This window comes from Terriglobus tenax (assembly GCF_025685395.1).
Lineage (GTDB): Bacteria > Acidobacteriota > Terriglobia > Terriglobales > Acidobacteriaceae > Terriglobus > Terriglobus tenax.
In genome coordinates this window covers 1,091,568-1,116,203 of the sequence record NZ_JAGSYA010000004.1, presented here as the reverse complement: position 1 = coordinate 1,116,203, position 24,636 = coordinate 1,091,568, and the positions used below count along the sequence as shown (strand labels likewise).

Sequence of the window (24,636 nt, the reverse complement as noted above, 5' to 3'; positions counted from 1 at the left end):
TTGCGGGTTCCCCTTTGTGTTTGTGGTGAAGCTTAGCCCAGCCGCTGTAGCAACACAGCTTCGGCCGCCTTCAGATCGGTTTCGGTATCTACGCCGATGGTGTCGAAGTGTACCGGCTCCACGTAAAGCGCAAAGCCGTTTTCCAGTAGCCGGAGCTGCTCCAGGCGTTCCGTCTGCTCCAGCGCCGAAGGGCCGAGTTCCGTGAAGCGCTCGAGCGTCTGCCGGCGGTAGGCATAGAGGCCGATGTGCTTCCAGTAGGGCACATCGCCGATGCGATCGCGGTGGTAAGGAATGGTGGCGCGGGAGAAGTAGAGCGCACGCCCATCAAGCGCGGTGACTACCTTCACGGCGTTAGGGTTGTGGACATTCTCCGGTGTGCACAGGGTCTTGATGGTGGTGACGTCGACGTCGGGCTTGCTGAAGGGTGCCAGAAGGGCGTCAATGTGCTCGGGCTTCAGAAGCGGCTCGTCGCCCTGGATGTTGACGTAGATGTCGGCATGGTGGTGCCGTGCGACCTCGCGGACGCGGTCGGTGCCGCTGGGCAGGTCGGCCGCGGTCATGGCTACGGGCCAGTTGTTTTCGCGGCACAGCTCTGCCACCTCCTCGGAGTCGGTCGCGACGATCAGATCATCGAGGCCGGGGCATGCCTTCGCGGCATCGTATACCCAGGCCAGCATGGGCCGGTGGGCGATGGGCAACAGCACTTTACGCGGGAGCCGGGTGGATGCAAGACGTGCAGGAATAACGCCAAGAACACGGGGTTTGTAAGACATGGTGGTCAGGGTTCCGTTCGCGGCAATTTTGCCGTAGAATGAAGTTTAGCTGGTTGCGCCACGTGGTGCGTCAGTTCCTTCCATGCGCCCGGCGGTGTAGCTCAGATGGTTAGAGCGACGGACTCATAACCCGTAGGTCACTGGTTCGATTCCAGTCACCGCCACCAAACAATCCCAAAAGAGAAACCTCGCTCGCCAGACTCCAAGAGAGCAGTTCCGTTGCGTATGGAATTGTGGAGTTTGCAGGTGGAGAAATATCTTCGCGTCATCAGGGGGTGCTGGTGGTTTGCGGAAGCGGAAGCTCCGCGAAGAACCGATGGATGGACATGTCCTTCGACGCTGGACTTGGGCGTGTGAGGCGGGCCAGAAGGACGCTCTCTGACGGGATACCCGGAACCTGCAGCCGCACGGAGTTGAGCTGGTGGCAGGTGTCGCAGCCGGTGGGTGCGCTCTTCTGGGTGTGGCAGGAGATGCAGCCGCCCATGGAGAGGTCCTTTTCGCGCGAGATGACTTCGCGTTCGGCGACTGGGCCGTGGCAGTCTTCGCACTGGGCTCCAGCGCCGGTGTGGGTCTTGTGGCTGAAGGTGACAAACGACGGTACGCGGTAGACGCGGGTCCACTGCAGAATCTGGTTATTCTGCGCGGCATCCGCCAGGCGCTTGATGTCCGGTTTGTCCGTCGCGATGGCCGCGTGGCACAGCATGCACTTCTGCGCCTGCGGCATAGCCAGGGTGGCTCCGGTGCGCGCAGGCTCGTGGCAGTTGTCACAGGCCATCTTGCCATCGCCGGCATGCTTTTTATGACTGAATGCGACAGGCTGCGTGGGCCCCGGAGGCGGGTTCGCAACGGTGGGAGCTCCGGAGGAGGCCACGGTTCCTGGTGCAGGCGCGGTGGATGGCGTAGCGCCTGTAGGTGCGTCCTGTGCACGGACGGCAAGCGCCGTGCACAGGAGGGCCGCGATCAGCAGGAAGCGGCGCACCCTAGACGTTCCCCTTCCGCATCTCCTCGGCCAGGTACTCTGAGGCACGCATGGCGAGGGCGCACATGGTGATGGTGGGGTTCTGCCAGCCCGCGGAGACGAAGACGCTGGCATCGGTGATGAACAGGTTCTTGACGTCGTGGCTCTGGTTCCACTTGTTCACCACGCTGGTCTTCGGGTTGTCGCCCATGCGTGCCGTGCCCTGCTCGTGGATGGAGAAGCCCGGCGGATTGAACTCGTAGTTCTTCACCAGAATCTCGAAGCCGGCGGCCTCGGCCATGGCTGCGGTGGTATCCACCATGTCCTTCGCCATGTTCTTCTCGTTGTCGCCGTACTTGGTGCTGATGGTCAGCGTGGGCATGCCCCATGCGTCCACCACCTGCTTGTTCAGGGAGACGTGGTTTTCGTAGTGTCCGAGCGTTTCACCCATGATGTTCGTCGTGAAGCCGCTGCCGTTGTACTCTTCCAGCTTTGTATCCAGAGCAGGGCCGTACTCGGTAAACCAGCGGGCGTCCATCGGGCCGTTGCTGCTGGAGACGTTGACGGCGTAGCCGCGCAGGTAACCAGGGGTCTTGGTGGTGATATTGCGGAAGCGGGGAATCAGCGCGCCGCCACCAATCACGTTGCGTCCGCCCTTGCCGCCACGGGCTTCGGGTACGGAGGCCGCAATGCCTGCGCCGTAGATCTGGTCGCAGAGGTAGTGCCCCAGAACGCCGCTGGAGTTGCAGATGCCGGAGATCATCAGCAGGCGGGTCGTTTCCAGGGTGCCTGCGGCGACTACGACAACACGTGCCTTGATGGTCATCTCGCGGTGCGAGTGGCGATCAATGAAGATGGCGCCGTTGGCCAGGCCAGTGTTCTTGTCTACCGTAATCTGCCGCACGATGGCATTGGGGATGGTGGTCAGCTTATTGGTGGCCACCGCATCAGGAATCAGCAGGTTGAGCGAGGAGGCGAGGCCGTTGGCTCCCAGCGCGGAGCGTGCCTTGGTGACGGGAACGCCCATCTTCTTGCCGGCATCCACAAAACGCTGCATGGCGCCCGACCAGGGAGCGTTATCTTCAATAAACTTGCCATCCGGGTAATTCGGGATGCCATCGGTGTGGCCCTGCACGCGGAAGATAGGCTCTACGCGGTCATAGTACGGTGCAAGGTCTTTGTAGGAGATGGGCCAGTTTTCGCCAAAGCCGTCGTGGTCCTTGCTCTTGAACTCAAGGTCGCTGTGACGGAAGGACTGGCGGCCCCAGAAGGGCGAGCGGCCGCCGACGCTGCGAACGCGCACGAAGTTGTACTGCTGTCCGGGGGGGTAGTTGTAAGGAACTACCTTCTCATCCACCCACTGGTTGGCGTTGAACTCGCTGGACTGAAAGATGTGCGGGTGGCGGCCAGGAGCATCCAGGCCGCGGAAGGGAAGCTGGCTTGCCGGCTTCAGAGTGCGATCACGCTCAAAGTTGAGCATGGGACCTGCATCCAGCATGGTGCAGGAGATGCCTTTTTCCGTCAGGATCTTTGCTGCCATGCCGCCGGTATGACCTGACCCAATGATCAGGACATCAACCTTCTTGTCTGCCATACGCTCTATGCCTTCTTGGGGGATTACAAAACTGGTTTAGGGATGTGCCTGTCGCGTGAGGGGTGCGGATGCCTTCGGTGCGCCGTGGCTGACCCAGGTCTCAATGCCGGGGTCAATCGGTGCCCAGTACAGGCCAACGCCCGGAGTGCGCTCGCCGGAGGCTTCCGCGGCGGAGGCCCAGGCAGGCGAATTCATGGTGGCGGTACGAATCTCGCGGTGCGCCAGCGCGACAAAGCGCTCGTGCTTTTCGAGCGGCGGATGGTCGTTGATCCAGCCCTTCAGCGCGGGGCGGATGACCGCATCGGCCTGCTTCGCATCCGTCTCGGCGAAGGCGATATTGAACTTCTTCATCGAGTCGGCGTTCAGCCGGTCCAGGCCATCGTTGTACATCGCCTGCCGGTCTGCGGGCGAGCCGCCAACATGGAAGTCCAGGAACTGCGGGGTATCCGCCTGCAGGGCGCTGGGGTATCCACCGCCACCGGGCATCAGAATCTCGCACAGATGCACCAGCGTGGCGTAGCGCGCGGCTGTAAAGTAGCGTGCATCGGTCGTGGCCACCACGTCCGGCAACGTTACCGGAATATTAGGTGTGCGAAATGCAGCCATCTGCTGCGTGCGCGCCGCGGCCGCGGGACTGGATGCCGCATTCGGAGAGACCGCCATCGTCCCCTGGTCCACAGCACTGGTTGACGGTGCCGGGGTCGTTGCCTGCGGTGTCTTCTGCTGGCCAAGCGCTGTGCCGGCGGCTGCAGCCGCGGCCAAACCCTTTACAAAATCACGCCTCTTCATGCATGGAACTGTAGTAGCCAAGGCCGGGGAGCGTCAAGGTTCGCCGTGTGAACAATTCTTCAAGGGCAGTGGGATGGCCCATCTCTGCGGGGCAGGCGCGGTTGCGATGACATGCAACCGCGCCTTCTCTCTTTGAAGTACGGTCGTTTATAGATCGCCGCGCTTCATCTGTTTAACCGCATAGTCACAGGCCCGTGCCGTCATGGCCATGTAGGTGAGGGACGGATTCTGACAGGCAGAGGAGACCATGAACGATCCATCCGTGACGAAGAGGTTCGGGATATCGTGTGCCTGGTTCCAGGAGTTCAGTACCGAGGTCTTGGGATCGCGGCCCATGCGGGCGCTTCCCATCTCATGAATCCCCTCCCCGGGAAGAGACGGTGTCGAACGCAGGGTAATGTCCTTCGCTCCGGCAGCTTCCAGCATCTCGGCGGCGGTGACCTGCGCATCCTTGAAGAGCGCCATCTCGTTCTCGCGCCATTTGTGACGGATCATGAGCGTGGGAATACCCCAGGCATCCACCTTGTCCTGATTCAACTCCATCCGGTTCTCGGGATGCGGCAGGCATTCTCCAAAGCCTGCGAAGGTAAACCTCCATGGACCAGGCTGACGCAGGCTATGTTTGAAGTCAGCACCGAACCCAGGGGTTTCGCTGCCACGGCCCCAGTCATCCCGGCTGCCGCTTCCCTGGAAGCCATATCCCCGGACGAAGTCAGGGTGTTTGTCCTTGATATTGCGGAAGCGTGGCATATAGATGCCGTTGGGGCGGTTGCCGATCGGTGCGTGGTCTTCGTGGCCCGGGATCATGCCGCTGGCTCCACTGCCCATGATGTGGTCCATCAGGTTGCGCCCCAGCTGGCCGCTGGAGTTGGCAAGTCCGGTTGAAAATTCCGGTGTGGCGGAATTCATCAGAATACGCGCGGACTCAAGCGTCGAAGCACACAGGAAGACAACCTTCGCGTGAAATTCGAGTGTTTCTTTGGTTTGGGCGTCAATCACGCGGACTCCTGTAATACGCCTCGTTCTGGAGTCGAAGATGAGGCTATGCACAACACTGAAGGGTCGCAGGGTCAGCCGTCCGGTCGCCTCCGCCGCGGGCAGCGTGGAGTGCAGGCTGCTGAAGTAAGAGCGCGTAATGCAACCACGCGCGCAGGGACCGCAGTAGTGGCAGGCAGAGCGTCCCCGGTGCGGCGCTGTCAGAATCGCGGTGCGACCGATCGTCAGACGTCGGTCAGGAAACTTCTGCGCGACAACATCCTTCATGGCCAGTTCGGCGCAGTTCATCTCCATCGGTGGCAGAAACTTGCCGTCAGGCAGTTGCGGGAGTCCTTCCGCCTGGCCGCTGACCCCGATAAAGTCTTCGACGTAGTCATACCAGGGCTCGATGTCCTTGTAGCGGATCGGCCAGTCGACTCCGTGACCGTCCTTGAGATTGGCTTCAAAGTCGAGATCGCTCCAGCGGTAGCTCTGGCGACCCCACATGACGGACCGGCCGCCGACATGCCGTCCGCGCAGAAACAGGTACGGCTGGTCCACCGGGGTGGTGTAAGGGTTCTCCTGGTCATCGACAAAGAACTTGGCATTCCATTCGTCGCCGATGTGGCGCTGCATGGGACGATGCACCTTCTCATATTGACGGTCACGCATGCCGCGGAACTTTACATCCCAGACGGGCACATGCTCCACGTAATCACGCTGGGGAACGATAGTCTGGCCTGCTTCAAGAACGAGAGTCCGCAGGCCTTTTTCGGTCAGTTCCTTGGCAGCCCAGCCGCCACTGATGCCTGATCCCACAACAATCGCATCGTAGATATTGTCTTTACGGGTCACAACGTTCACTTTGATACCTCCGGAAGGGGAGCGCAACCGGCATGTCCGGGCGGAATAATGGATTTGCCAAGCTCTTTCTCAAAGCCAATCTCTGAGGTGTAGTAGCCCGCAAGAGTCAACTTTTTGATCTGGTAGAAGAAGTCCATTGGAGGTGGCTGTGTCCCGGACTTTGCGGCCTGTTTCTGCTTCTGCGCGAACTCCATAGCCGCTGCATCCAATTGCTTGAGCAGTGCGACCTGCTGGGATGCACTGCACTCTACGAAGCTGGCGGAGAACTGTTTGCGGCTTTGGACATCTATCTGTTCCAGCCCGGCAAGAAACTCCCGGGTTTCAACCGGCTCAAACCACTCGGAGAGCAGAAGGTCGATAAACTCGTTGACCTTTGCCCCTTTTGCTCCGGGGGTGTCCGTCTCGGGGATGATCAGCTCTGCGATTGTGGTAACGGTGGCATCCTGGTGTGCATTCAGTGTCTTCAGCCCCCTGGCCGCGGACGCCTGTGCGCTGGCCTGTCCCAGGAGCGCGAGCGCCTCCTGCGGCAAGGCGGAAATCGCGGCTGCCGAACCCAGCAGCCTCAAAACATCACGTCGTTGCATGAAAACTCCATCTATCGTTACTGGGGATTGCGAATTCTTCGATCCGTCCGGTGTGTTTCTTTAGATATCTGAGATGCGCTATGCCGGTGCCCCGGGGCGGCAGCAAACCCCTGATTCCAGATTCCTGCATGAGGGATATTGTTCATGGTTTTTCTCGGATCGGGAGTGGTGCCGGTTTCCGCGATGCTTGCCTGGTCGGGGCAAATGGAGGAATCCGGCAGTGCGGAGACGTATTTTCTGGTCTCAGGCAGCGTAAGTCATCGTTCGCTTCCAGACATTGCCACACACGTACCGGCCGCCACAACTCCCGGGCTGTGGGAGTATGCTATTTTTACCCTTCCGCGTCTAATACCCATCGCGGGCGGGTAGCTCGTATCGTTTTGCCGGAGAAAGTTCCTGATGCCTCGTTTCCCCAAGATTCTGCTTCTGATCGGTTCGGTCGCACTGGTGCTTACGGTTTTCCTGGGCGCGAACGCCACGGGAGTCAGCGCGGCCAGTGATCCGCAGGAAAATGCCTACCGGCAGATCAACGTCTACAGCGAGGTGCTCAGCCACATCCAGTCGGATTATGTGGAAGAGCCGAATATCCCGAATGTGACGAACGGCGCCCTGCGTGGCCTGCTGGAGTCTCTGGATTCTGAGTCCAGCTACCTGACGCCGGAGGAAAACAAGTCCTTCAAGGCGATGAAGGGCGGCAAAGCGCAGGTGGGTCTGAACGTCTCCAAGCGTTTTGGCTTTGCCACGGTAGTCAATGTGGTTCCGAACAGCCCTGCGGACCGCGCCAACCTGAACGATGGCGACCTGATTGAATCGATCAACGACAAGTCGACCCATGACCTGTCACTGGCTTCCATCGAGATGATGCTTCGTGGCGAGCCCGGAACCCCGCTGACGCTGTCGGTAGTGCGTCCGCGGAAGGCTTCCCCGGACAAGGTAGAGCTGACGCGCGTCATCATGGCTCCGGTTCCCGTGGCGGAGACGCAGTATGAGAACTCGACCATCCTGTATCTGAAGCCGGGTTCGCTGGATCGTGACCATGTTTCCCAGATTGAGGGCAAACTGAAGAGCCTGAACAAGGGCGGCAAGAAGCTGCTTCTGGATCTGCGGGATGTTGCCGATGGCGATATGGCGGAGGCGCAGCGGCTGACCAACATGCTGCTGAAGTCGGGAACCATTTCGACGCTGGAAGGCCAGAAGTTTGCCAAGCAGACGGTGACAGCTGACCCCTCGAAGACGATTGCCGAGAAGGCCCCGGTGGTGGTGCTGGTCAACCGCGGAACTGCCGGTCCGGCCGAGCTGGTGGCGGCAGCGCTGCAGGACAACAAGCGCGCGGAGCTGGTAGGCGAGAAGACCTTCGGCATTGGCAGCCAGGTGAAGACTTTTGAGCTGCCGGACGGTGGCGCCCTGATCCTGTCCGTGGCGAAGTACGAGACGCCTTCGGGCAAGAAGTTTGAGGATGAGGGTGTGACCCCAGGTGTCCTGGTGGCCGGTGCGATCGATACCGGTGATGACGACGCCACGGCCCCCGCGAACAAGGACCAGCTGGATGACCAGCTCTCCAAGGCGCTTGAGATCCTTAAAGGGAAAGCCGCTTAAGCTGGCATGGACTGCATCTTACAGAGCTGAGAACGGATCTGTGGGATGATCTCCCATAGGCAGTACATGGCTCGTGAATACTCTTTTTACTGAAGATCCGCAGGAAACCAGGCGCCCCCATATGCGCACGCGGCGTGTTGCCGCAAGAACACGCGCCGTCATCCGGCGCAGCGCCTTTGTGGGTCTGCTGGCGATTTCTGCGCTGTTTGGTTCTCTCTGTGGCCTGATGCTGGTCTATTCCGTGGACCTGCCGCAGATGCAGGACCTGGAACGGTACCGCCCGAACACAACGACAGAGCTGTATGACATTCACGGGCGCCAGTTCGGCTCATTTGCCCTGGAGCGTCGCGTGGTGGTGCCGTATGCGGAGTTTCCTCCCATGCTGCGGCAGGCCATCCTGGCGATTGAAGACAAGAGCTTTGAGAGCAACTGGGGTGTCAACCTGTTCCGCGCCATCGGCGCAGCCTATCGCGATCTGCACAGCAAGGGCCGGGCGCAGGGAGCCAGCACGCTGACCATGCAACTGGCGCGCAACCTGTTCCTGTCGCCGGAGAAGACCTTCAGCCGCAAGGCGCAGGAGGTGCTGCTGACGCTGCAGATTGAGCGTCACTTTACCAAGGAACAGATCTTTGCGCTTTATGCCAATCAGATCTACCTGGGTCGCGGAACCTATGGATTTGAGGCGGGGGCGGAGTACTACTTCTCGAAGCATGTCCGCGACCTGACGCTGCCGGAGGCGGCTCTGCTGGCAGCCTTGCCGAAGGGCCCAGAGCTGTATTCTCCGGTGCGGCATCCTGAGAGGGCTCTGAAGCGGCGCAACCTGGTGTTGAGCGAGATGCGCAGCGATGGCTGGATCACCGAAGCCGAAGAGGTGCGCGCCAAGGCGGCTCCCCTGGGGTTGAAGGTCGAGCCGCCGGCCAACTCGATTGCTCCTTACTTTATTGAAGAGGTTCGCCGCCAGCTGGAGCAGCAGTTTGGCACCGAGCAGGTGCATGGCGCGGGACTGCGCGTGTACACCACGCTGGATTATGACTTGCAGGTGGCTGCCAACCGCGCCGTGCTGAATGGTGTGGCGTCCTATGAGCGTCGCCACGGCTGGAAGAATCGCATTCAGAACATTGTGCTTGCCGGGCAGGAAATGGATACCTATGAGCATCCGGACTGGACCGAGCCGGTGGAGAAGGATGCCTACTTCCACGTGCTTGTGACTGACGCAACAGCCAAGGAGATCCGCTTCCGCATTGGATCGAAGCAGGGATACATCGAGCCGGCCGACTGGGCCTGGACGCAGATGAAGACCGGCGATGCCCTGCTGAAGAAGGGCGATGTCGCGTATGTCCGCATCCTGTCTTCTGATGGCGAGAAGGGGATTCATGCGTCACTGGAGCAGGATTCCGGCGCGCAGGGATCGCTGATGGCGATGGACAACTCCAACGGCGAGGTGTTGGCGATGGTGGGCGGGCGCGATTATGGCCTGTCGCAGTTCAACCGCGCCACGCAATCGGAGCGCCAGGTCGGTTCGTCCTTCAAACCGTACGTGTATACGGCGGCGGTGGAGGCGGGCACCAAGCCGACCGATATCGTTCTGGATATTCCGACCACCTTCTCGACCCCAAGCGGGCCGTATACGCCGCACAACTACGAACCTAACTTCAAGGGGCCGATGACGGTGCTGGAGGCCTTTGCGGAGAGCCGTAACATTCCGGCGTTACGGCTGGCGCACCAGGTCGGCATTCAGAAGGTGATCGACGTTGCGCAGCGCTTCGGTATCACCTCAAAAATTCCCGCGTTTCTGCCCATCGCCCTGGGTGCAGCGGATATGAAGTTGTATGACCAGGTGGGGGCCTATGCGGTGTTTCCCAATGACGGCATCCGCGTGGAGCCGCATTATGTGCGCCGTGTCACGGCGGCCGATGGGCTGCCGCTGGAGGTGCCGACGCCGAAGGTCAGTGAGGTGACCTCGGTCGAAACGGCGCGATCCATGATGACCCTCCTCAAGCAGGTGACGCTGACCGGCACGGCTGCCGCTGCCTCGCAGATGCACCATGCCCTGGGCGGCAAAACAGGAACGACGAACAACTTTACCGATGCGTGGTTCCTGGGATTTTCGCCCTCGGTGACCTGCGGTGTGTGGATTGGCTACGATACCCGCGAATCGCTGGGTGAGAAGGAAACAGGAGCGCGTGCGGCCTTGCCCATCTGGATGGATTTTATGAAGGTGGCCATTGCCGACAGACCGAACGAGCAATTTGTGACGGGTGGGGAGAAGAAGAAGCTCGACGTCCAGGTGAACTCCGACGCGAAGTTAGCGACCGAAGAACAGAAGAAGAAGGACACCGACGAGGATTCGGACGAGGACCAGACATCGGAGACGACCAAACCCGTGGTAGACCGCACGCCTGCGCCGAAAATTCCTCCGCCTGTCCAGAAGCCGGAGATGCCGTCGCAGCCTTCGCCGCAGGATTATGTTCCGAAGCCGGTGCTTGTCCCTGGAATGCCTTCGCAGGGGCCGCAGGCTCCGTCTCCGGCGAAGCCGCAGGAGTGATGCCGTGCGGCATGCTGAAGCCGTGCGTTAGTGAAAGCCATCACGCAAATTCAATAACCAATCCATTAACTTCTCCCGCGCAAAGGTATAGCGACTTCTGTGTATTGCCATTCGCAGAGGGCTGCACTTATTGTCGCCAAACCGGCACAGATGAGTGAATCGTCAGCCATTCCCTGAATGGATGCACCGAGAAGCTCCATTTCCAAAGAACATTCCAAGCCCGGCTATGCCATGGAGAAGAGATGCACGGATGGAAAGCGGTAATGGTGGGAACTGTGTTCAGCATGTGTTCCCTTGCTCTTGCGCAGGTTACAACAAGCGGTGGAACAACGAATGTGATCCCAAAGTTTACGGGCGGATCGCAGATTGGTGATTCCCATATCTCTGACTCGAACGGCAATATCGGGATTGGGACACTGAACCCAGCGGCCACGCTGGATGTACAGGGCACTCGCTCTAACAGCATCGGAGTGAATACGGGTATCACCAAAGTGGGAGGCGACGATGTTTATCTCTATACAGGCGCATTGAATGGAAGTCCAAGTTATGCGGTCTGGATACAGACGATGCGTCCATCGGATGGACTCTCCTTTCCGTTAGCGTTGAATCCTAATGGAGGCAATGTCGGCATCGGGACGGCCGCTCCAGGTTCCGCACTGGAAATTGACGGTAACCGTAGCGCAATGATTACCCAATCACAGACCGCTGCTATGCCTGACGGTTTGACGTATGACGTGGGTGGGATCATATACAACGACCGGTTTCTTCGAGATACGAATCCGAGTGCTCCTGCTGCGTACCTTAAGATTCGCAACGTTAATACCCTCGGCGCGTTTCCGACAACGATTCGTGGAACGCAGATCGAATTGGGTACAGCGAATGGCCTCCATGGTCAAGGGACGACTGCAACGACGGCCCTGGCAATTTCACCGGATGGCAACGTCGGCATCGGAACGACGAGCCCAGGGGCGAGGCTTGAGCTCAATGGCAGTCTCAAGCTGACGACCGGAAGTGGTGCGTCGATGGCTTACCCTGACGGTACGATCCAGGCCACGGCATGGAACGGCACGACGTGTGGTGGGGACTATGCGGAGTCAGTGGATGTGGCCGGGGACCGCAGGTCGTATGAGCCGGGGGATGTTCTGGTGCTGGCTGCATCTGGGACGGAGGATGTGGAGAAGTCGCAGGAGCCATATTCTTCGCTGGTGGCGGGAATCTATTCGACCAAGCCGGGGCTGACGGGGAGGCGCCAGAGTAATGATCCCAAGGCGGGGCCGGGGGAGGTTCCGATGGCGATGGTGGGCATTGTGCCGACGAAGGTGAGCGCGGAGAATGGGGCGATCAAGCGCGGGGATTTGCTGGTGACGTCGTCGAAGGTGGGATACGCGATGAAGGGCACGGACCGCGGCCGGATGCTGGGTGCAGTGGTGGGGAAGGCCATGGGGAGTCTGGAGCAGGGAACCGGTGTGATTGAAGTGCTGGTCACGCTGCAGTAGCGGGGATGTGGGGATGGATAGAAGCAGATCCTTACAAGATGACAAAAGACAAGAAAGACAAAAAAGACAAAAGCAGGCCCTTCGCTGTGCTCAGGATGACACACCAAACTCACTTATTTGGCTGAGAGTTTGCGATATCCGTGCAGGAACCGTTGGGCCCTGGCGATGTCCTTGCCGATCTGGGCCTTCAGCGCTTCAGGCGAGTCCCATTTCATTTCAGGCCGCAGGTGCTTCAGGAAGGTGAGACGCAGCGGTGTCTCTTCCGTAAGGTCAACCGGTTGGAAGTCGAAGAGGTGGGTCTCGACGGCGAAGCTGTCCGGGCCGAAGGTGGGTCGGTTGCCGGCGTTGGTCACGCCTTCAAAGATGGGACCGTTCTCGCCGATCTGCAGCGTGGTTACGTAGACGCCGTTGGCGGGCAACAGTTCGGCATATGGAGCCATGTTGATCGTCGGAACGGCATACTTCGTTCCGTAGCCACGGCCGCGTGCCGGGGTGCCGCAGATACTGAAGGGCCTGCCCAGCAGGGCGCGTGCGGCGGAGACGTTGCCGGCTTCCAGCAGCTTGCGGATGCGGCTGGAGGAGATGATGCCGCCGCGCAGAGGAACCGGCTCGTAGATCTTTTCCGAGAAGCCGAGTTCGTTGCCCAGCTGGGCCAGCCGGAAGACATCGGCCTGTGCCTGGTAGCCGAAACGGAAGTTGTTGCCGACGTGGACCTCGGTAGCGCGCAGGCAGTCGCAGATCACCTGCCGGGCGAAGTCCTCGGCGGAGGTCTGCGCCAGCTCCGGTGTAAAAGGAACGATCAACGTGGCGTCCAGGCCGGTGGCGGCGAGAAGGCGCAGCTTTTCGTCGAGCGGCGAAATCATCTTCGTGGAGATTTCAGGCCGCAATACCCGTACCGGATGCGGGTCAAACGTGACGGCTACGGACTTCGCGCCGGACTCTTGTGCGCGGGCGATGATCTCCGAGATAACCCAGCGGTGGCCGCGGTGGACGCCGTCAAAGTTGCCGATGCTGATGATGGTGGGGCCGAAGTCTATGGGGATTTCAGCCGGGGAGCGGAAGATCTTCATTCCGTATCCTCTGCGATCTGGAAGGGGACCTGCAGGCCGTCGTACGCCATGCGGATGTTCGGTGGCAGCTCGGCGTTGATGGTGTCGTGGTCCAGGTCGTGCGAGATGTGGGTGAAAAAGGCCTGACGCGGCTGGATGCGTTTAGCCAGGGCAATGGAGTTCTCGAGGTTCGAGTGCGAGGGGTGCGGTGCGCGCCGCAGCGCATCGAGGATCAGGATGTCGAGGTCCTCGAGTAAGGGGAAGCTCTCCTCCGGCAGGGAGGAGAGGTCGGTCAGGTAGGCTGCCTTGCCGAAGCGCCAGCCGGTGATTGTCTGCCGTCCGTGCTGGACGGGGATGCGCTGAAAGGCCGCGCCGAAGAGCTCTACCTGGGTGCCGGGAGCGGTGCTGACGCGGTGCATCTCGACGCGTGCGGAGGTGGTGTAGCGGTCCTGCTTGCGGAATGTGTACTCGAAGATGCGCTCAATGGTGGCGGCCGTCTCCTCGTCCGCATAAAGCGGGATGGGGTTGGCGAAGGAGAGCGGACGAAGGTCGTCCATGCCGAGGATGTGATCGGCGTGGCCGTGGGTGTAGAGCACGGCGTCCACCTGGGTGATCTTCTCGCGGACGGCCTGGACATGGAAGTCCTGGCCGGTGTCGATCAGCACGGTGCGGCTGTTGAACTCGATGCGCGCCGAGGTGCGCGTGCGCCGGTTACGCGGCTGTGTGCCGTCGACCGCGGAGGCGCATACAGCGCAGCCGCAGCCGAGCGTCGGCACCCCCATGGAGGTGCCGGTCCCGAGAAATGTGAGGGTGGCCTGCATGCCTCTAGCGGACGATGCGCGGACCTCCGCCCGGCGGCGGTGGCAGCGGTTCATCGGTCTGAGGACGGGCTGCCTGGCGGGCCAGAGCCTGCGTAATTTCGAGGAAGGCCATGCGAACCTCAAAGAGAGCGTTGTCGATGAGGGCGGCCTCGCTGTCGCTCAGGTTGCCCTTGGTCTTCTCCTGCAGCACGCCCAGCATGTCAATGGACTGGCGTGCGCCAAGAATGTCGACGCGGGCCTGTTCGCCGTCAGGAGTGCCGCCGCCCAGCTGCATGATGGTGGTCATGTAGATGGACTGCACCATGCGCTCAAAGCTCATCGGCGGCAGGTGGTCCATGCCGGGGTTGGCGGCGCGAACAGCGGTGTCGAGGCGGTCGGCGGTCGCTTCATAGGCGGCCTTCGAACGCTCGGCCTGCTCCGCTGTCACGCGCGGCATCTCGGCCTCTGCTGGTTCGGATGTCTCGGGCGCGGGCGGCTCCGGCATCGCGGCGACGGGCTTCGGCGCCTCTTCTATCTTGGCTGTTTCAGACTCTTCGGAGTGCGGACGCTCGGACTCGGGGCGAAGTTCGCCCTCGGTGGTGAACTTGCGGCGGTCGTTGACGACGAACGGAGTGACTTTATCTGCCATAAATACCTTCTATGCGATGCGGAAGGGGAGCGGTGACGCGATCAGCGTGCCCCCTTCGTAGCTAAGTTCCTGGCCGCGCTCAAGAGCTTCGCGGCGGATGAATCCAAGTGCAGCGCCGAGCGTAGCGTCGATGCTGGTCAGCTCGCCGACCGGCAAACCGGCGGCGATGATGGCGGTCCCTGTGACTGGAGCGGTGCCCTGGAAAAGGAAACCGGTAAAGGTGCGGTGGACGTTACCGCGCGAACGGATGCGTTCGACGATCTCCTGGCCAAGGTAGCAGCCCTTGCTGAAGTGCAGGGCGCGGATCTGGCCGGTCTCCTGTGCAAGCTCTTTCTCGCGGATGTCGTGACCGATGGCCGGGACGCCTTCGAGGATGCGGAGGGATTCGAGGTCGGTGGCACTGGCTTGCGGCACATCCGCAAGTGCCGCAGTCAGCGGAGCCATCTCTTCGGCCCACAGCTCAAAGCGCGGTGTCAGCGGACTGTACTGCGCGACGACCCAGAGCTTGGCGCCCTTCCATTCGGCCTCTCGTGTAGAGACAGGTTCGAGACCCGCAACGTCAATTCCAATAGCCGCCAGTTTGGCCTCAGCTTCCGGTCCGGCGATGCCGATGCCGTGATGCCTGGCCGAGACATCCTCCAACTCGACGTCATCCATGATGATGAAGTGGTCGAGTGCTGCCATCAGCGCGGGGACGCGCTCGTGTGCGGTCTCTAACAGAATCTGGCCGCCGAGCTGGAAGGCGGTGGTGTCCTGCTGGATGCGGCCCTGCGCCGAAAGAAGGAAGTTGTAGCAGCCTTCGCCGGGCTTCAGGTCGCGGATGTTGTTGGTCAGCATCCCGTTCAGCCAGCGTTCGCGGTCTTCTCCGCGAACCGCAATCCATCCGTTTGCGTCCAAGGGATACGTGGCCGCCGTGGACAGGAGTGCTTTCAGGACGAGATGATGGTCGACTGAAAGCGCCGGAGCTTCGTTGTGTGCAAGTGTGCTCATAAACGGCGTCTATGCTAAGTATACGTTTCGTTGGATGATGGGAGACTCCCGTTTGATGCGCCACCCGTTTCGCGCTCTTTTGACTTTTACCGCCACGCTGCCTTTGGTGGCCCTTTTCTCGGTTCCGGCCGCTATCCAGGCTCAGGTTCAGACTCCCCCTCCCGGCACTTCGGACGCCGCCAAAAAGCCCGAAATCCACATTACCCAGAAGGAAGCCGCTGAGCTGTTCAAGAGCGTGGACGAGATCCAGGGCTTTGCGGCGAAGGATTCCGGCTTGAAATCCAGCAAGCCTGTAAAAAAAGTGCTGATCACGCGAGACGCGGTGACCAGGTACCTGAAACAGAAGTTCGACGAGGACGAGGGCGCCAAGCGCATGGAGCGCAGCGAGATTGTGCTGAAGAAGTTTGGCCTGCTGGACCACGACTTCGACCTGAAGCCCTTTCTGCTGAGCCTGCTGACCGAACAGATTGCCGGGTATTACGACAACAAGACCAAGACCATCAATCTGCTGGACTGGGTGGAGCCGGAGACGCAGAAGCCGGTCATGGCCCATGAGTTGACGCACGCCCTGCAGGACCAGCACGTGGACCTGACCAGGTGGGGCGACCAGGGGCTGAAGGACATCGCGAAAAATGTCCAGCAGGACAATGCCCACATCAAGAACGATGAGGCCGACACGACGCGCGAGGCCGTGCTGGAGGGCCAGGCGATGATCGTCTTCGTGGACTATTCCATGAAGGACACGGGCAAGACGCTGGCCGATGTTCCGGAGGAGCTGATGGGCCGCATGAAGGACATGCTGAGCGGCACGGACAGCTCTCCGGTTCTGTCCCGTGCTCCGCTGATCCTGCAGCAGAGCCTGCTGTTCCCGTATGCGAACGGGCTGACCTTTGAGCAGGCGATTCTGCGGCGTAAGGGGGTGCAGGCGGCCTTTACCGGCACGCTGGACAATCCGCCGGTCAACACCTCGCAGATCATGCATCCGGAAAGTTACCTGGCCCAGACGCCTCAGCCGCTGATCCATCTCGCGGACCTGCACCCGTTGCTGGAAAAGGAGTACACACCGTATGACGTGGGTGTGCTGGGCGAATTCGATGTCCACATGCTGGCGGAGCTGTTTGCCGGTCCGCAGATGGCCGATGCCCTGGCCCCATCGTGGGCTGGCGGTGTGTATTACGCTGCGCTGAAGAAGAACGCTCCGGCGACGACCGCGAATCTGGGCCTCCTTTACTACTCCCGCTGGAAGAACAAGGATTCGGCGGAGAGCTTTCAGAAACTGTACTCGGCGCAGTTGGCCCGGAAGTATTCCGGCTTGCAGCGCCGGTCGGACGAGGAGAAGGACGGCGAGGAGATTTACTCCACCAACGAGGGCGATGTGCTGATCTCGAAGGCGGGTTCCGGTGTCTTCACCAGCGAAGGCTTTCCCCTGGAGCTGGCGCGCAAGCTGCGTGACCAGGTGACGGCGAACCAGGGCGAGGGGCCGACGCAACTGGTGATGCAGCCGCTTTCGACGCCTCTGATGAACGGAATGGCACGCCTGGGCGTGATGAAGGCGGGAATCCACGAGGCCGGGCGATATACTCATCATTTGGCCACCACAGGAGAATGAACGCGTTGCAACAGGCAGAGATTGGCATTATTGGCGGCAGTGGGCTGTATTCCATGCCCGGGTTTACCAACATCCGCGAGGAGAAGATCACCACTCCTTTCGGCGACCCCAGTGACCCGCTGGTTCTGGGTGAGCTTGAAGGCCGCAAGGTGGCCTTCCTGGCGCGTCACGGCAAGGGGCACCGTATTCTGCCCACGGAGCTGAACTTCCGCGCCAATATCTACGCCATGAAGCAGCTCGGCGTGAAGCGCATTCTTTCGGTTTCGGCTGTCGGAAGCCTGAAGGAAGAGCACAAGCCGACCGATTTTGTGATTCCCGACCAGTTCATCGACCGCACCTTTGCCCGTACCTCCACCTTCTTCGGGGACGGTATTGTGGGCCACGTTGCCTTTGGTGACCCGGTCTGCGCGACGGTTGCGAAAACCTTCGAAGGCGCATGCGCCGAGGTTGGCGTGGTGGGCAAGAACGGCGGCACGTATATCTGCATGGAAGGCCCGCAGTTCTCCACCCGCGCCGAGTCAAAGCTGTACCGCAGCTGGGGCGCGGACGTGATCGGCATGACGAACCTGCAGGAGGCGAAGCTGGCCCGCGAGGCCGAAATTTGCTACGCCACGCTGGCCATGGTCACCGACTACGACTGCTGGTTTGAAGGCCACGATGATGTAACCGTCGACGCGATCATCAAGGTGATGCACACCAACTCAACCAACGCCGCCAAGGTCGTGAAAGCTGCCGTTGCCGCCATGCCGAAGGGCGAGCGCACCTGCGCCTGCGCCTCCGCTCTGAAGTTTGCCGTGATGACCGACAAGAAGGCGATTCCCCCGGCAACGCGCGCTAAGCTGGCCCTGCTGCTCGACAAGTACGAAGGATAAGGAATACGAATGTCGATTCTGGTTGTTGGTTCGGTTGCGTTTGACACCCTGGAGACGCCGCACGGCAAGCGTGAGCGGGTACAGGGTGGAGCCGCCTTTCACTTTGCGATGGCTGCCAGCTTCTTTACCGATGTGCGCGTGGTCGGCGTCGTTGGCGAGGACTTTCTGCCGGAGCACGAAGAAACACTGAAGAAGCGCGGTGTGGACACCACCGGCATTGAACATGCTGAGGGCAAGAGCTTCCACTGGGCCGGTTCGTACATGAAAAGCCTCTCCGAGGCGGAGACGCTGGCCACTGACCTGAACGTCTTCGGCAGCTTTGCTCCGAAGATCCCGGCAAGTTATCTCGACTCCGACTATCTCTTCCTGGCCAACATCGATCCCGTGCTGCAGTTGCAGGTCCGCAAGCAGATGCCGGATGTAAAGCTGGTGGCTGGCGACACGATGAATTACTGGATCGCCGACCATCGTGCCAACCTGGAAAAGGTGCTGGCCGAGTTGGATGTCCTGTTGATCAACGATGGTGAAGCGCGGATGCTGGCCGGCGAGAACAACCTGCTGAAGGCTGCGCGCAAAGTCATGGAGATGGGACCGAAGTCGCTGGTGGTCAAACACGGCGAGTATGGCGCAACCGCTTTCTTCTGCGACCGTAGCTTTACCGGCGTAAGCCACATTACGCTGCCCTTCCGCGCGCCGGCCATGCCGCTGGATGAAGTGGTGGACCCGACCGGTGCAGGCGACTGCTTTGCCGGTGGTTTCTATGGCTACATTGCATCGCAGCCGGAGCTGACCCCGGCGGTCTTCCGCAAGGCGCTCTTCTATGGCGGTGTTATGGGGTCATACGCCGTAGAGAGCTTTGGCACGGAGCGCCTGCACACGTTGACCCGCGACGACATCGAGCAACGCTTCCGCACGCTGCAGGAGATCTCGCACCTTGAGCTTGAGGCGTAAGTACAACCAGAGCGCGAAGGACCGCGATCGCGACCTCATCCCCAACGATGAGAAGACGATCGCGGAGCGTCTGGCGATCAGGCCGGCGAAGCGGCAGGAGCTGTTCCCCATTGCGCTGGCGTCGTTGATTCTCGCCTTTCTCGCGGTACTGGTCTGCGCCGCGCGCGGCTACCTGCTTCTGTATGGCGATGCGGTGGCCCATCTGGCCATTGCGCGCCGCATCATCGATTCGGTAAACCCTGGACTACCGCAGCTCGGCAGCGTGTGGCTTCCGCTGCCGCATCTGCTGCTGGTGCCGTTTGTTTCAAAGTTGCAGTGGTGGCAGACCGGCTCCGGCGGCACGTGGCCATCCTTTGTCTGCTACATCCTTGGCAATATTGGCTTCTACCGGCTGACGCGCCGCATGCTGCCTATGCACTGGGCCTTTGGCGCGACGCTGTTTTATGCGCTGAACCCAAACCTGCTGTACCTGGGCAGCACGGCCATGACTGAGCCGCTGTTCCTGGCCTTGTTCATCTGGCAGACAGTGCTAGTGATGGAGGCGATCGACGCGATCCGCGAAGAGCGCATCGGCGTGGTGAAGGCGCGGCTGGTGGTCTCTGGCATTCTCTCGGTGCTCTCGGTCTATACGCGCTATGACGGCTGGATTCTGGCTGCATGCGTGTGGCTGATGCTGCTCATCTCACTGGTGAAGAACAAGCGCATCTTCGATCAGGTGCGTGGAGCCTTCGCCATTCTCACCATTTTGACCGTGCTCGCGCCGATGGGCTGGCTGTATCACAACTGGCATTACACAGGCGATCCGCTGGACTTCATGCGGGGGCCTTACTCGGCGGCTGCGATTGAGCGGAACACCGCGCCTCCGGGACAGCATTATCGTGGCTGGCACAACCCCGGCTGGGCGCTGCTGTTCTACACGCGCACCGCGCAGGTGGATGCCGCCGCGTGGGAGACAGGCTTCCTGCTGATGGCCGCGGCCATTGCCGGAACGTACATGTTGTGGAAGCGGGGGCTGGCGCGCGCCTCGGCTCTGCTGTGGATGCCGCTGCCGTTCTATGTGTACTCGGTGTCGTATGGTTCGGTGCCGATCTTCATTCCACAGCTGTATCCGCACTCGTACTACAACGCACGGTACGGTATGGAACTGCTGCCCGCGCTGGTGGCGTTTGCTTTTGTGGTGGTGGCGTGGTTTGAGAGCAGGATCATTCGCACGCGGCCCATGCAGGCGGTGTTTCTGCAGCCCGTGGTGCTGATGCTGTGCGTGGCCAACTGCATTGCCATGACGTGGTTTACACCTCTGGTGCTGAAGGAAGGCATTGTGAACTCGCGTACGCGGATTCCGTTTGAAGACTCCATCACGCGGGAACTGCTGGCCATGCCGCAGGGGTTGCCGGTGATGATGTTTACCTCCGATCACGTCGGGGCAATTCAGAAATCAGGAATTCCGCTGAAGCAGTTTGTGTCGGAGTCGGATTATGTCAGCTTCCATCGCGCCCTGGACGCACCTTCGATCTGGGCGGCGTATGTGATTGCGATCGACAAGGATCCGGTTGCCGAGGCCGTCAAAAAGAATTCCGCGAACCTGAAGTTGTTGACCGTGCTGTGCACAACAGGCCAGCCCTGCGCACGCATTTACGAGTCTGAAGTTTTTCAGCCGATTAAGAGATAACGATGATTCCTTTTGTAAAAGCACATGCCTGCGGCAACGACTTTCTCGTAGTGGAAGAGACGCTGGCGGGCGGCAATCATGCCGGCATCGCGCGCAAGCTGTGCGCCCGTAACACCAGCGTAGGCGCGGACGGCGTCGAGTTTCTGGATCGCCTGCCCGATGGCAGCTTCTTCCTGCGTCTGTTCAACGCCGATGGCTCCGAGGCGGAGCTCTCCGGCAATGGCACACGCTGCGTGGCCGCATGGCTTGCTTACAGCGAAGGCCTGAAGCAGGTGACTCTGGGCACGCATGGCGGGCCGCGCAGTTGCACCACGGTCTCTTGTGAAGAGACGGAGTTCCTGATCGAAACAGGCATGGGTGTGCCCCGGGTGCATCCGCAGACGGTGGAGGTGCCGGGCGTAGGCGCGGTGGAAGGCGCGAACGTCAACGTCGGCAATCCTCACTTCGTCATCTTTGTGGATACGGACGACTTCAGCGCGTACGGGCTCACCTGGCAGGCGCTGGGAGAGAAGATCTGCTTCCACCCTGACTTTCCGAAGCAGACCAACGTGGAGTTTGTCCGCGTGTTGGCTCCGGGGCAGATAGCCTTCCGCATCTACGAGCGCGGCGTTGGGCCAACGACCTCCTCTGGCACCGGCACCTGTGCTTCGTCGACCGCCGCGATCGCTCTGCGTGGATGCAGCACAACGCTGGAAGCGATTGCCGAAGGTGGTCCGCAGCGTGTGGTGTGGCCATCGAAAAGTGAGGAGATGCGCCTGACCGGTCCGGCAGAAATTATCTGTGTGGGTGAGGTTACGCTGTGAGCGTAAAGCCAAAAGCGTTGCGGAAGGGTGCGCGGCTGGCAGTGGTTTCGCCGGCGAGCACACCGCAGCGGCACCTGGTGGATAAGGGTGTGTCAGCGTTGCGTGAGCTTGGGTACGAGCCGGTGGTGTATCCGCATGCGTATGGCGGCGGGCCTTTGTATTACGCGGGCACGGCGCAGCAGCGGGTGAGTGATCTGCACGCGGCCTTTGCGGACAAGACGATTGATGGGATTATCTGCTCCCGCGGTGGATGGGGCACGGCGGAGTTGCTGCCCCTGCTGGATACGGAACTGATCCGCACGAATCCGAAGGCATTTATTGGATACAGCGACCACACCTCGCTGCATAACTACTTCCAGACCTACTGTGATCTGAATACCTTCTATGCGCCTATGGTGGCGGCGGACTTTGCCCGCGAGAACGGTGTGGACAGGACAAGCTGGCGTGCGGTCTTTGAAGGTGCTGCAAACTGGAAGCTGACGCCCGCCGATGGCCTGCGTGTGTTGCGGCCGGGCAAGGCGGAGGGCGTGCTGCGCGGTGGTTGTATCTCCATCCTGGCGCAGTCGCTGGGGACACCGTGGGCTGCGGAGACCGGCAATAGCATCCTCTTTCTTGAAGACATCGGCACCAAACCGTACCAGTGGGATCGCATCCTGCTGCACCTGCGCTGGGCCGGACGGCTGGATACGGTGCAGGGCATCGTCTTCGGCGATATGAAGCAGTGTGTTGGCCCGGAAGATATGCAGCTGCTCGAGGATGCCATCCAGCATTCGCTGCGCGACTTTGCCGGGCCGGTGGCGATTGGTCTGCGGTCGGGGCATGTGTCGGAGCCGAATATCTCGATGCCACTGGGCGTTCGCTGTGCATTGGATTGCTCGGCTGAGCCTGAATTGAATTTTCTGGAGAGTGCGGTCGTCTAGATGCAGGGACTCAAACACATTCATCTGATCGGGATCTGCGGCACGGCGATGGCCTCGCTGGCTGGCATGCTGCAGGCGCAGGGACACAAGGTTACGGGTTCGGACGCGGCGGCGTATCCGCCCATGTCAGAGCTTCTGGCCTCGCTGGGCATTCCGATCCTGGAGCCATACGCGGAGAAGAACCTGCAGCCCGCGCCGGACCTCGTGGTGGTGGGCAATGCTATCTCGCGCGGCAATGTGGAGCTGGAGTATGTGCTGGAGCACCGGCTGGCCTTCACATCCATGGCGGCGCTGATCCACGACGAGTTTTTGCGCGGGCGTGACTCGTTCGTCGTGGCCGGAACGCATGGAAAGACGACGACGACCAGCATGCTGGCATGGATCTTTGAAGTAGCCTCGCGGCGCAGGCCAGAGCTTGCGCCCAGCTTCCTGATCGGCGGCGTGGCGGAGAACTTCGGCACCAGCTTCCGGGTGCGCGGCACCAAGCCCTTCATCCTGGAAGGTGACGAGTACGATACCGCCTTTTTCGACAAGGGTCCGAAGTTTCTGCACTATTTCCCGCAGGCCGCTATTTTGACGCATGTAGAGTTTGACCATGCGGATATCTACGCCGACCTGCCGTCGGTGAAGACGGCCTTCAAGCGCTTCGTGAACCTGGTTCCGCGCAACGGAGTCGTGGTGGCTTTTGACGGCAGCGAGAATGTGACCGAGTGTGTGGCTCGTGCTTTCTGCCGGGTGGAACGCTATGGCTTCGCGGAAGGTTCGCACTGGCGGGTGACCAATCTTCGGCATGAAGGAGAAGGCTCGCGCTGGTCTTTGCTGCGTGCCGGAGAACCATTTGCCGAACTGACGCTGCCAATGGCGGGTGAGCACAACGCGATGAACGCCACGGCTGCGGCTGCTCTTGCCGCGACGCAGGGAGTGGATGCGGCCAGCATTGAGGAGGCGCTGAAGACCTTCCGGTCAGTGAAGCGCCGCCTTGAAGTGGTTGCGGAGACCCGCGGCATTACGATTATCGATGACTTTGCGCACCACCCTACGGCCATCCGTGAGACGCTGCGCGCTCTGCGTGCGAAGTATCCGGAACGGCGTCTGATCGCAGTGCTGGAACCTCGCTCGAATACGCTGCGCCGCAATGTCTTTGAGAAGGAGTTGGTTGGTTCGCTGGCGCTGGCGGATTCGGTGATCCTGGCTGCGGTCTTCAAGAGCGAGAGCATTCCGGTAAAGGAACGTCTGCATCCGGAGACGGTGGTTGCCGGGCTGAACGCGCAGGGAACACCGGCAGTACTGCTGCCGGATGTGGATGCAATCGTCACGAAGATTGTGAAAGAGATGCAGCCGGGCGATGTGGTCGCCATCCTGTCAAACGGTGGCTTTGGCGGAATCTACGACTTGCTGCCCATTGCCATTGACTCTGCTGCTCTTTAGCTATTTGACGATGGCGTTGTAACCGTCTGAGAGCAGCTTCTGGCGCATCGCCTCGGCGTCCTTACGCGAGGGGAACGGCCCAAGCTGCACATGGATCAGTCGGTCAGCCGGCCCGGACGCAGTGAAGACCGCATACCCGCGACGCTTCAACGCGCTGAGCAGGACTTCGGCATCTTCCTGGTGCGATACGGCGGCCACCTGTACTACGGCAGGGCCCTGGGGCTGGGTCGTAGGCAGGGAGACGGGCTGCACGGCAGGAACCTGCGGCTGCGCAACGGCGGCCGCAAGACGCGGCGCCGGAGAAGGTTCCGGTTCGGGTGCTGTGCGTACTGGTGTGGTCTGCCGGGGAGCAACCTGCGCTACCGCCGGTGTGGCGGTTGGCTGCGGTGCTGCGGTAGCGTTGGGCGAACCATAGTATTTCTGGCCGGAAGTTGCGGAGTTCGCATCCGAGGCCTGCTTGTCGGAAAGATAGCCGGGGACGGACTGGATGGCGACTGAGCCGGGGGCAGGCTTGAAGTTGCTGAAGTTGTTGCCGGCCTCTCCCTGCTCAGCCGGAGTGTTGATGGCCGAGCGACGTCCGGCGGTGTAGCCGAAGCCGAAAAAGAGAGCACAAACCAGTGCTGCGGCAAAGAAAATGCCGAGTACTGAGCTGGTGCTCAGGTGAATTTCGCGCTCTTTGCGCGCCGGTTCCAGATCCAGGTCGTCGACCACGGTACTCATAG

Annotated in this window: 21 protein-coding genes and 1 tRNA gene; 11 read left to right on the top strand and 11 right to left on the bottom strand. The window is 60.8% G+C overall.

Going from position 1 to position 24,636, the window contains the following annotated elements:
* Positions 1–32 precede the first annotated feature (32 nt).
* Positions 33–773, bottom strand: coding sequence for a 3-deoxy-manno-octulosonate cytidylyltransferase (gene kdsB, locus OHL13_RS10125; protein WP_263410005.1), 741 nt, complete (start codon positions 771–773; stop codon positions 33–35).
* 90 nt (positions 774–863) lie between these two features.
* On the opposite strand from kdsB, the gene OHL13_RS10120 reads away from it, so the two are divergent.
* Positions 864–940: transfer RNA gene (locus OHL13_RS10120), tRNA-Met, on the top strand.
* 101 nt (positions 941–1,041) lie between these two features.
* Here the strand turns inward: OHL13_RS10120 and OHL13_RS10115 are convergent.
* The 5 genes from OHL13_RS10115 to OHL13_RS10095 all read right to left on the bottom strand — a co-directional run bounded on the left by OHL13_RS10115 (position 1,042) and on the right by OHL13_RS10095 (position 6,537).
* Positions 1,042–1,752, bottom strand: a complete 711-nt coding sequence (locus OHL13_RS10115) for a cytochrome c3 family protein (protein ID WP_263410004.1) — start codon at positions 1,750–1,752, stop codon at positions 1,042–1,044.
* A gap of 1 nt (position 1,753) precedes the next feature.
* The gene (locus OHL13_RS10110) at positions 1,754–3,325 is read right to left on the bottom strand and encodes a GMC oxidoreductase (RefSeq protein WP_263410003.1); all 1,572 of its coding nucleotides are present in this window, start codon (positions 3,323–3,325) and stop codon (positions 1,754–1,756) included.
* A 36-nt stretch (positions 3,326–3,361) separates the two neighbouring features.
* On the bottom strand, positions 3,362–4,114 hold the full coding sequence (locus OHL13_RS10105; protein ID WP_263410002.1) for a gluconate 2-dehydrogenase subunit 3 family protein: 753 nt from the start codon (positions 4,112–4,114) through the stop codon (positions 3,362–3,364).
* 147 nt (positions 4,115–4,261) lie between these two features.
* The gene (locus tag OHL13_RS10100; protein WP_263410001.1) at positions 4,262–5,953 is read right to left on the bottom strand and encodes a GMC oxidoreductase; all 1,692 of its coding nucleotides are present in this window, start codon (positions 5,951–5,953) and stop codon (positions 4,262–4,264) included.
* Positions 5,950–6,537 carry a gluconate 2-dehydrogenase subunit 3 family protein gene (locus OHL13_RS10095; RefSeq protein WP_263410000.1) on the bottom strand — a complete coding sequence of 196 codons (588 nt, stop codon included), beginning with the start codon at positions 6,535–6,537 and terminating at the stop codon, positions 5,950–5,952. The genes OHL13_RS10100 and OHL13_RS10095 overlap by 4 nt, the downstream gene beginning before the upstream one ends.
* Before the next feature lie 399 nt (positions 6,538–6,936).
* Between OHL13_RS10095 and OHL13_RS10090 the strand changes: the two genes are divergently transcribed.
* From OHL13_RS10090 to OHL13_RS10080, 3 genes are all read left to right on the top strand, one after another.
* Entirely contained in the window at positions 6,937–8,133 is a 1,197-nt protein-coding gene (locus OHL13_RS10090; RefSeq protein ID WP_263409999.1) for a S41 family peptidase, read from the top strand.
* A 121-nt stretch (positions 8,134–8,254) separates the two neighbouring features.
* Positions 8,255–10,678 carry a penicillin-binding protein 1A gene (locus OHL13_RS10085; RefSeq protein WP_263409998.1) on the top strand — a complete coding sequence of 808 codons (2,424 nt, stop codon included), beginning with the start codon at positions 8,255–8,257 and terminating at the stop codon, positions 10,676–10,678.
* 242 nt (positions 10,679–10,920) lie between these two features.
* Positions 10,921–12,174 (top strand): hypothetical protein, encoded by a 1,254-nt coding sequence (locus tag OHL13_RS10080; protein ID WP_263409997.1) that lies wholly within the window; start codon positions 10,921–10,923, stop codon positions 12,172–12,174.
* 113 nt (positions 12,175–12,287) lie between these two features.
* Here the strand turns inward: OHL13_RS10080 and OHL13_RS10075 are convergent, their stop codons facing one another.
* From OHL13_RS10075 to ygfZ, 4 genes are read right to left on the bottom strand one after another with little or no spacing between them, the layout of a single operon-like run.
* On the bottom strand, positions 12,288–13,244 hold the full coding sequence (locus OHL13_RS10075; protein ID WP_263409996.1) for a bifunctional riboflavin kinase/FAD synthetase: 957 nt from the start codon (positions 13,242–13,244) through the stop codon (positions 12,288–12,290).
* Positions 13,241–14,044 (bottom strand): MBL fold metallo-hydrolase, encoded by an 804-nt coding sequence (locus tag OHL13_RS10070; protein WP_263409995.1) that lies wholly within the window; start codon positions 14,042–14,044, stop codon positions 13,241–13,243. The genes OHL13_RS10075 and OHL13_RS10070 overlap by 4 nt, the downstream gene beginning before the upstream one ends.
* 4 nt (positions 14,045–14,048) lie before the next feature.
* Positions 14,049–14,672 carry a DUF1844 domain-containing protein gene (locus OHL13_RS10065; protein ID WP_263409994.1) on the bottom strand — a complete coding sequence of 208 codons (624 nt, stop codon included), beginning with the start codon at positions 14,670–14,672 and terminating at the stop codon, positions 14,049–14,051.
* Positions 14,673–14,681: 9 nt separating this feature from the next.
* The gene (gene ygfZ / locus OHL13_RS10060) at positions 14,682–15,662 is read right to left on the bottom strand and encodes a CAF17-like 4Fe-4S cluster assembly/insertion protein YgfZ (RefSeq protein ID WP_263409993.1); all 981 of its coding nucleotides are present in this window, start codon (positions 15,660–15,662) and stop codon (positions 14,682–14,684) included.
* Between the two features lie 55 nt (positions 15,663–15,717).
* Here ygfZ and OHL13_RS10055 point away from each other — a divergent pair, with 55 nt between their 5' ends.
* Genes OHL13_RS10055 through mpl form a run of 7 tightly spaced genes read left to right on the top strand, consistent with a single transcriptional unit; the run spans position 15,718 to position 23,914 of the window.
* Positions 15,718–17,271: a hypothetical protein gene (locus tag OHL13_RS10055; RefSeq protein ID WP_263409992.1), complete on the top strand. Its 1,554-nt coding sequence runs from the start codon at positions 15,718–15,720 to the stop codon at positions 17,269–17,271.
* Between the two features lie 5 nt (positions 17,272–17,276).
* A complete protein-coding gene (gene mtnP / locus OHL13_RS10050; protein WP_263411643.1) occupies positions 17,277–18,143 on the top strand; it encodes an S-methyl-5'-thioadenosine phosphorylase in 867 nt (288 codons plus the stop codon).
* Positions 18,144–18,152: 9 nt separating this feature from the next.
* Complete coding sequence (locus OHL13_RS10045; RefSeq protein WP_263409991.1) at positions 18,153–19,094, top strand: PfkB family carbohydrate kinase; 942 nt, start codon at positions 18,153–18,155, stop codon at positions 19,092–19,094.
* Entirely contained in the window at positions 19,078–20,763 is a 1,686-nt protein-coding gene (locus OHL13_RS10040) for an ArnT family glycosyltransferase (protein ID WP_263409990.1), read from the top strand. Before OHL13_RS10045 ends, OHL13_RS10040 begins: the two co-directional genes overlap by 17 nt.
* A 2-nt stretch (positions 20,764–20,765) precedes the next feature.
* Complete coding sequence (gene dapF, locus OHL13_RS10035; RefSeq protein ID WP_263409989.1) at positions 20,766–21,566, top strand: diaminopimelate epimerase; 801 nt, start codon at positions 20,766–20,768, stop codon at positions 21,564–21,566.
* Entirely contained in the window at positions 21,563–22,486 is a 924-nt protein-coding gene (locus OHL13_RS10030; protein WP_263409988.1) for a S66 peptidase family protein, read from the top strand. The genes dapF and OHL13_RS10030 overlap by 4 nt, the downstream gene beginning before the upstream one ends.
* Entirely contained in the window at positions 22,487–23,914 is a 1,428-nt protein-coding gene (gene mpl / locus OHL13_RS10025) for a UDP-N-acetylmuramate:L-alanyl-gamma-D-glutamyl-meso-diaminopimelate ligase (protein WP_263409987.1), read from the top strand.
* Here the strand turns inward: mpl and OHL13_RS10020 are convergent, their stop codons facing one another.
* Positions 23,915–24,634: an SPOR domain-containing protein gene (locus tag OHL13_RS10020; protein WP_263409986.1), complete on the bottom strand. Its 720-nt coding sequence runs from the start codon at positions 24,632–24,634 to the stop codon at positions 23,915–23,917.
* Between the last annotated feature and the right edge of the window lie 2 nt (positions 24,635–24,636).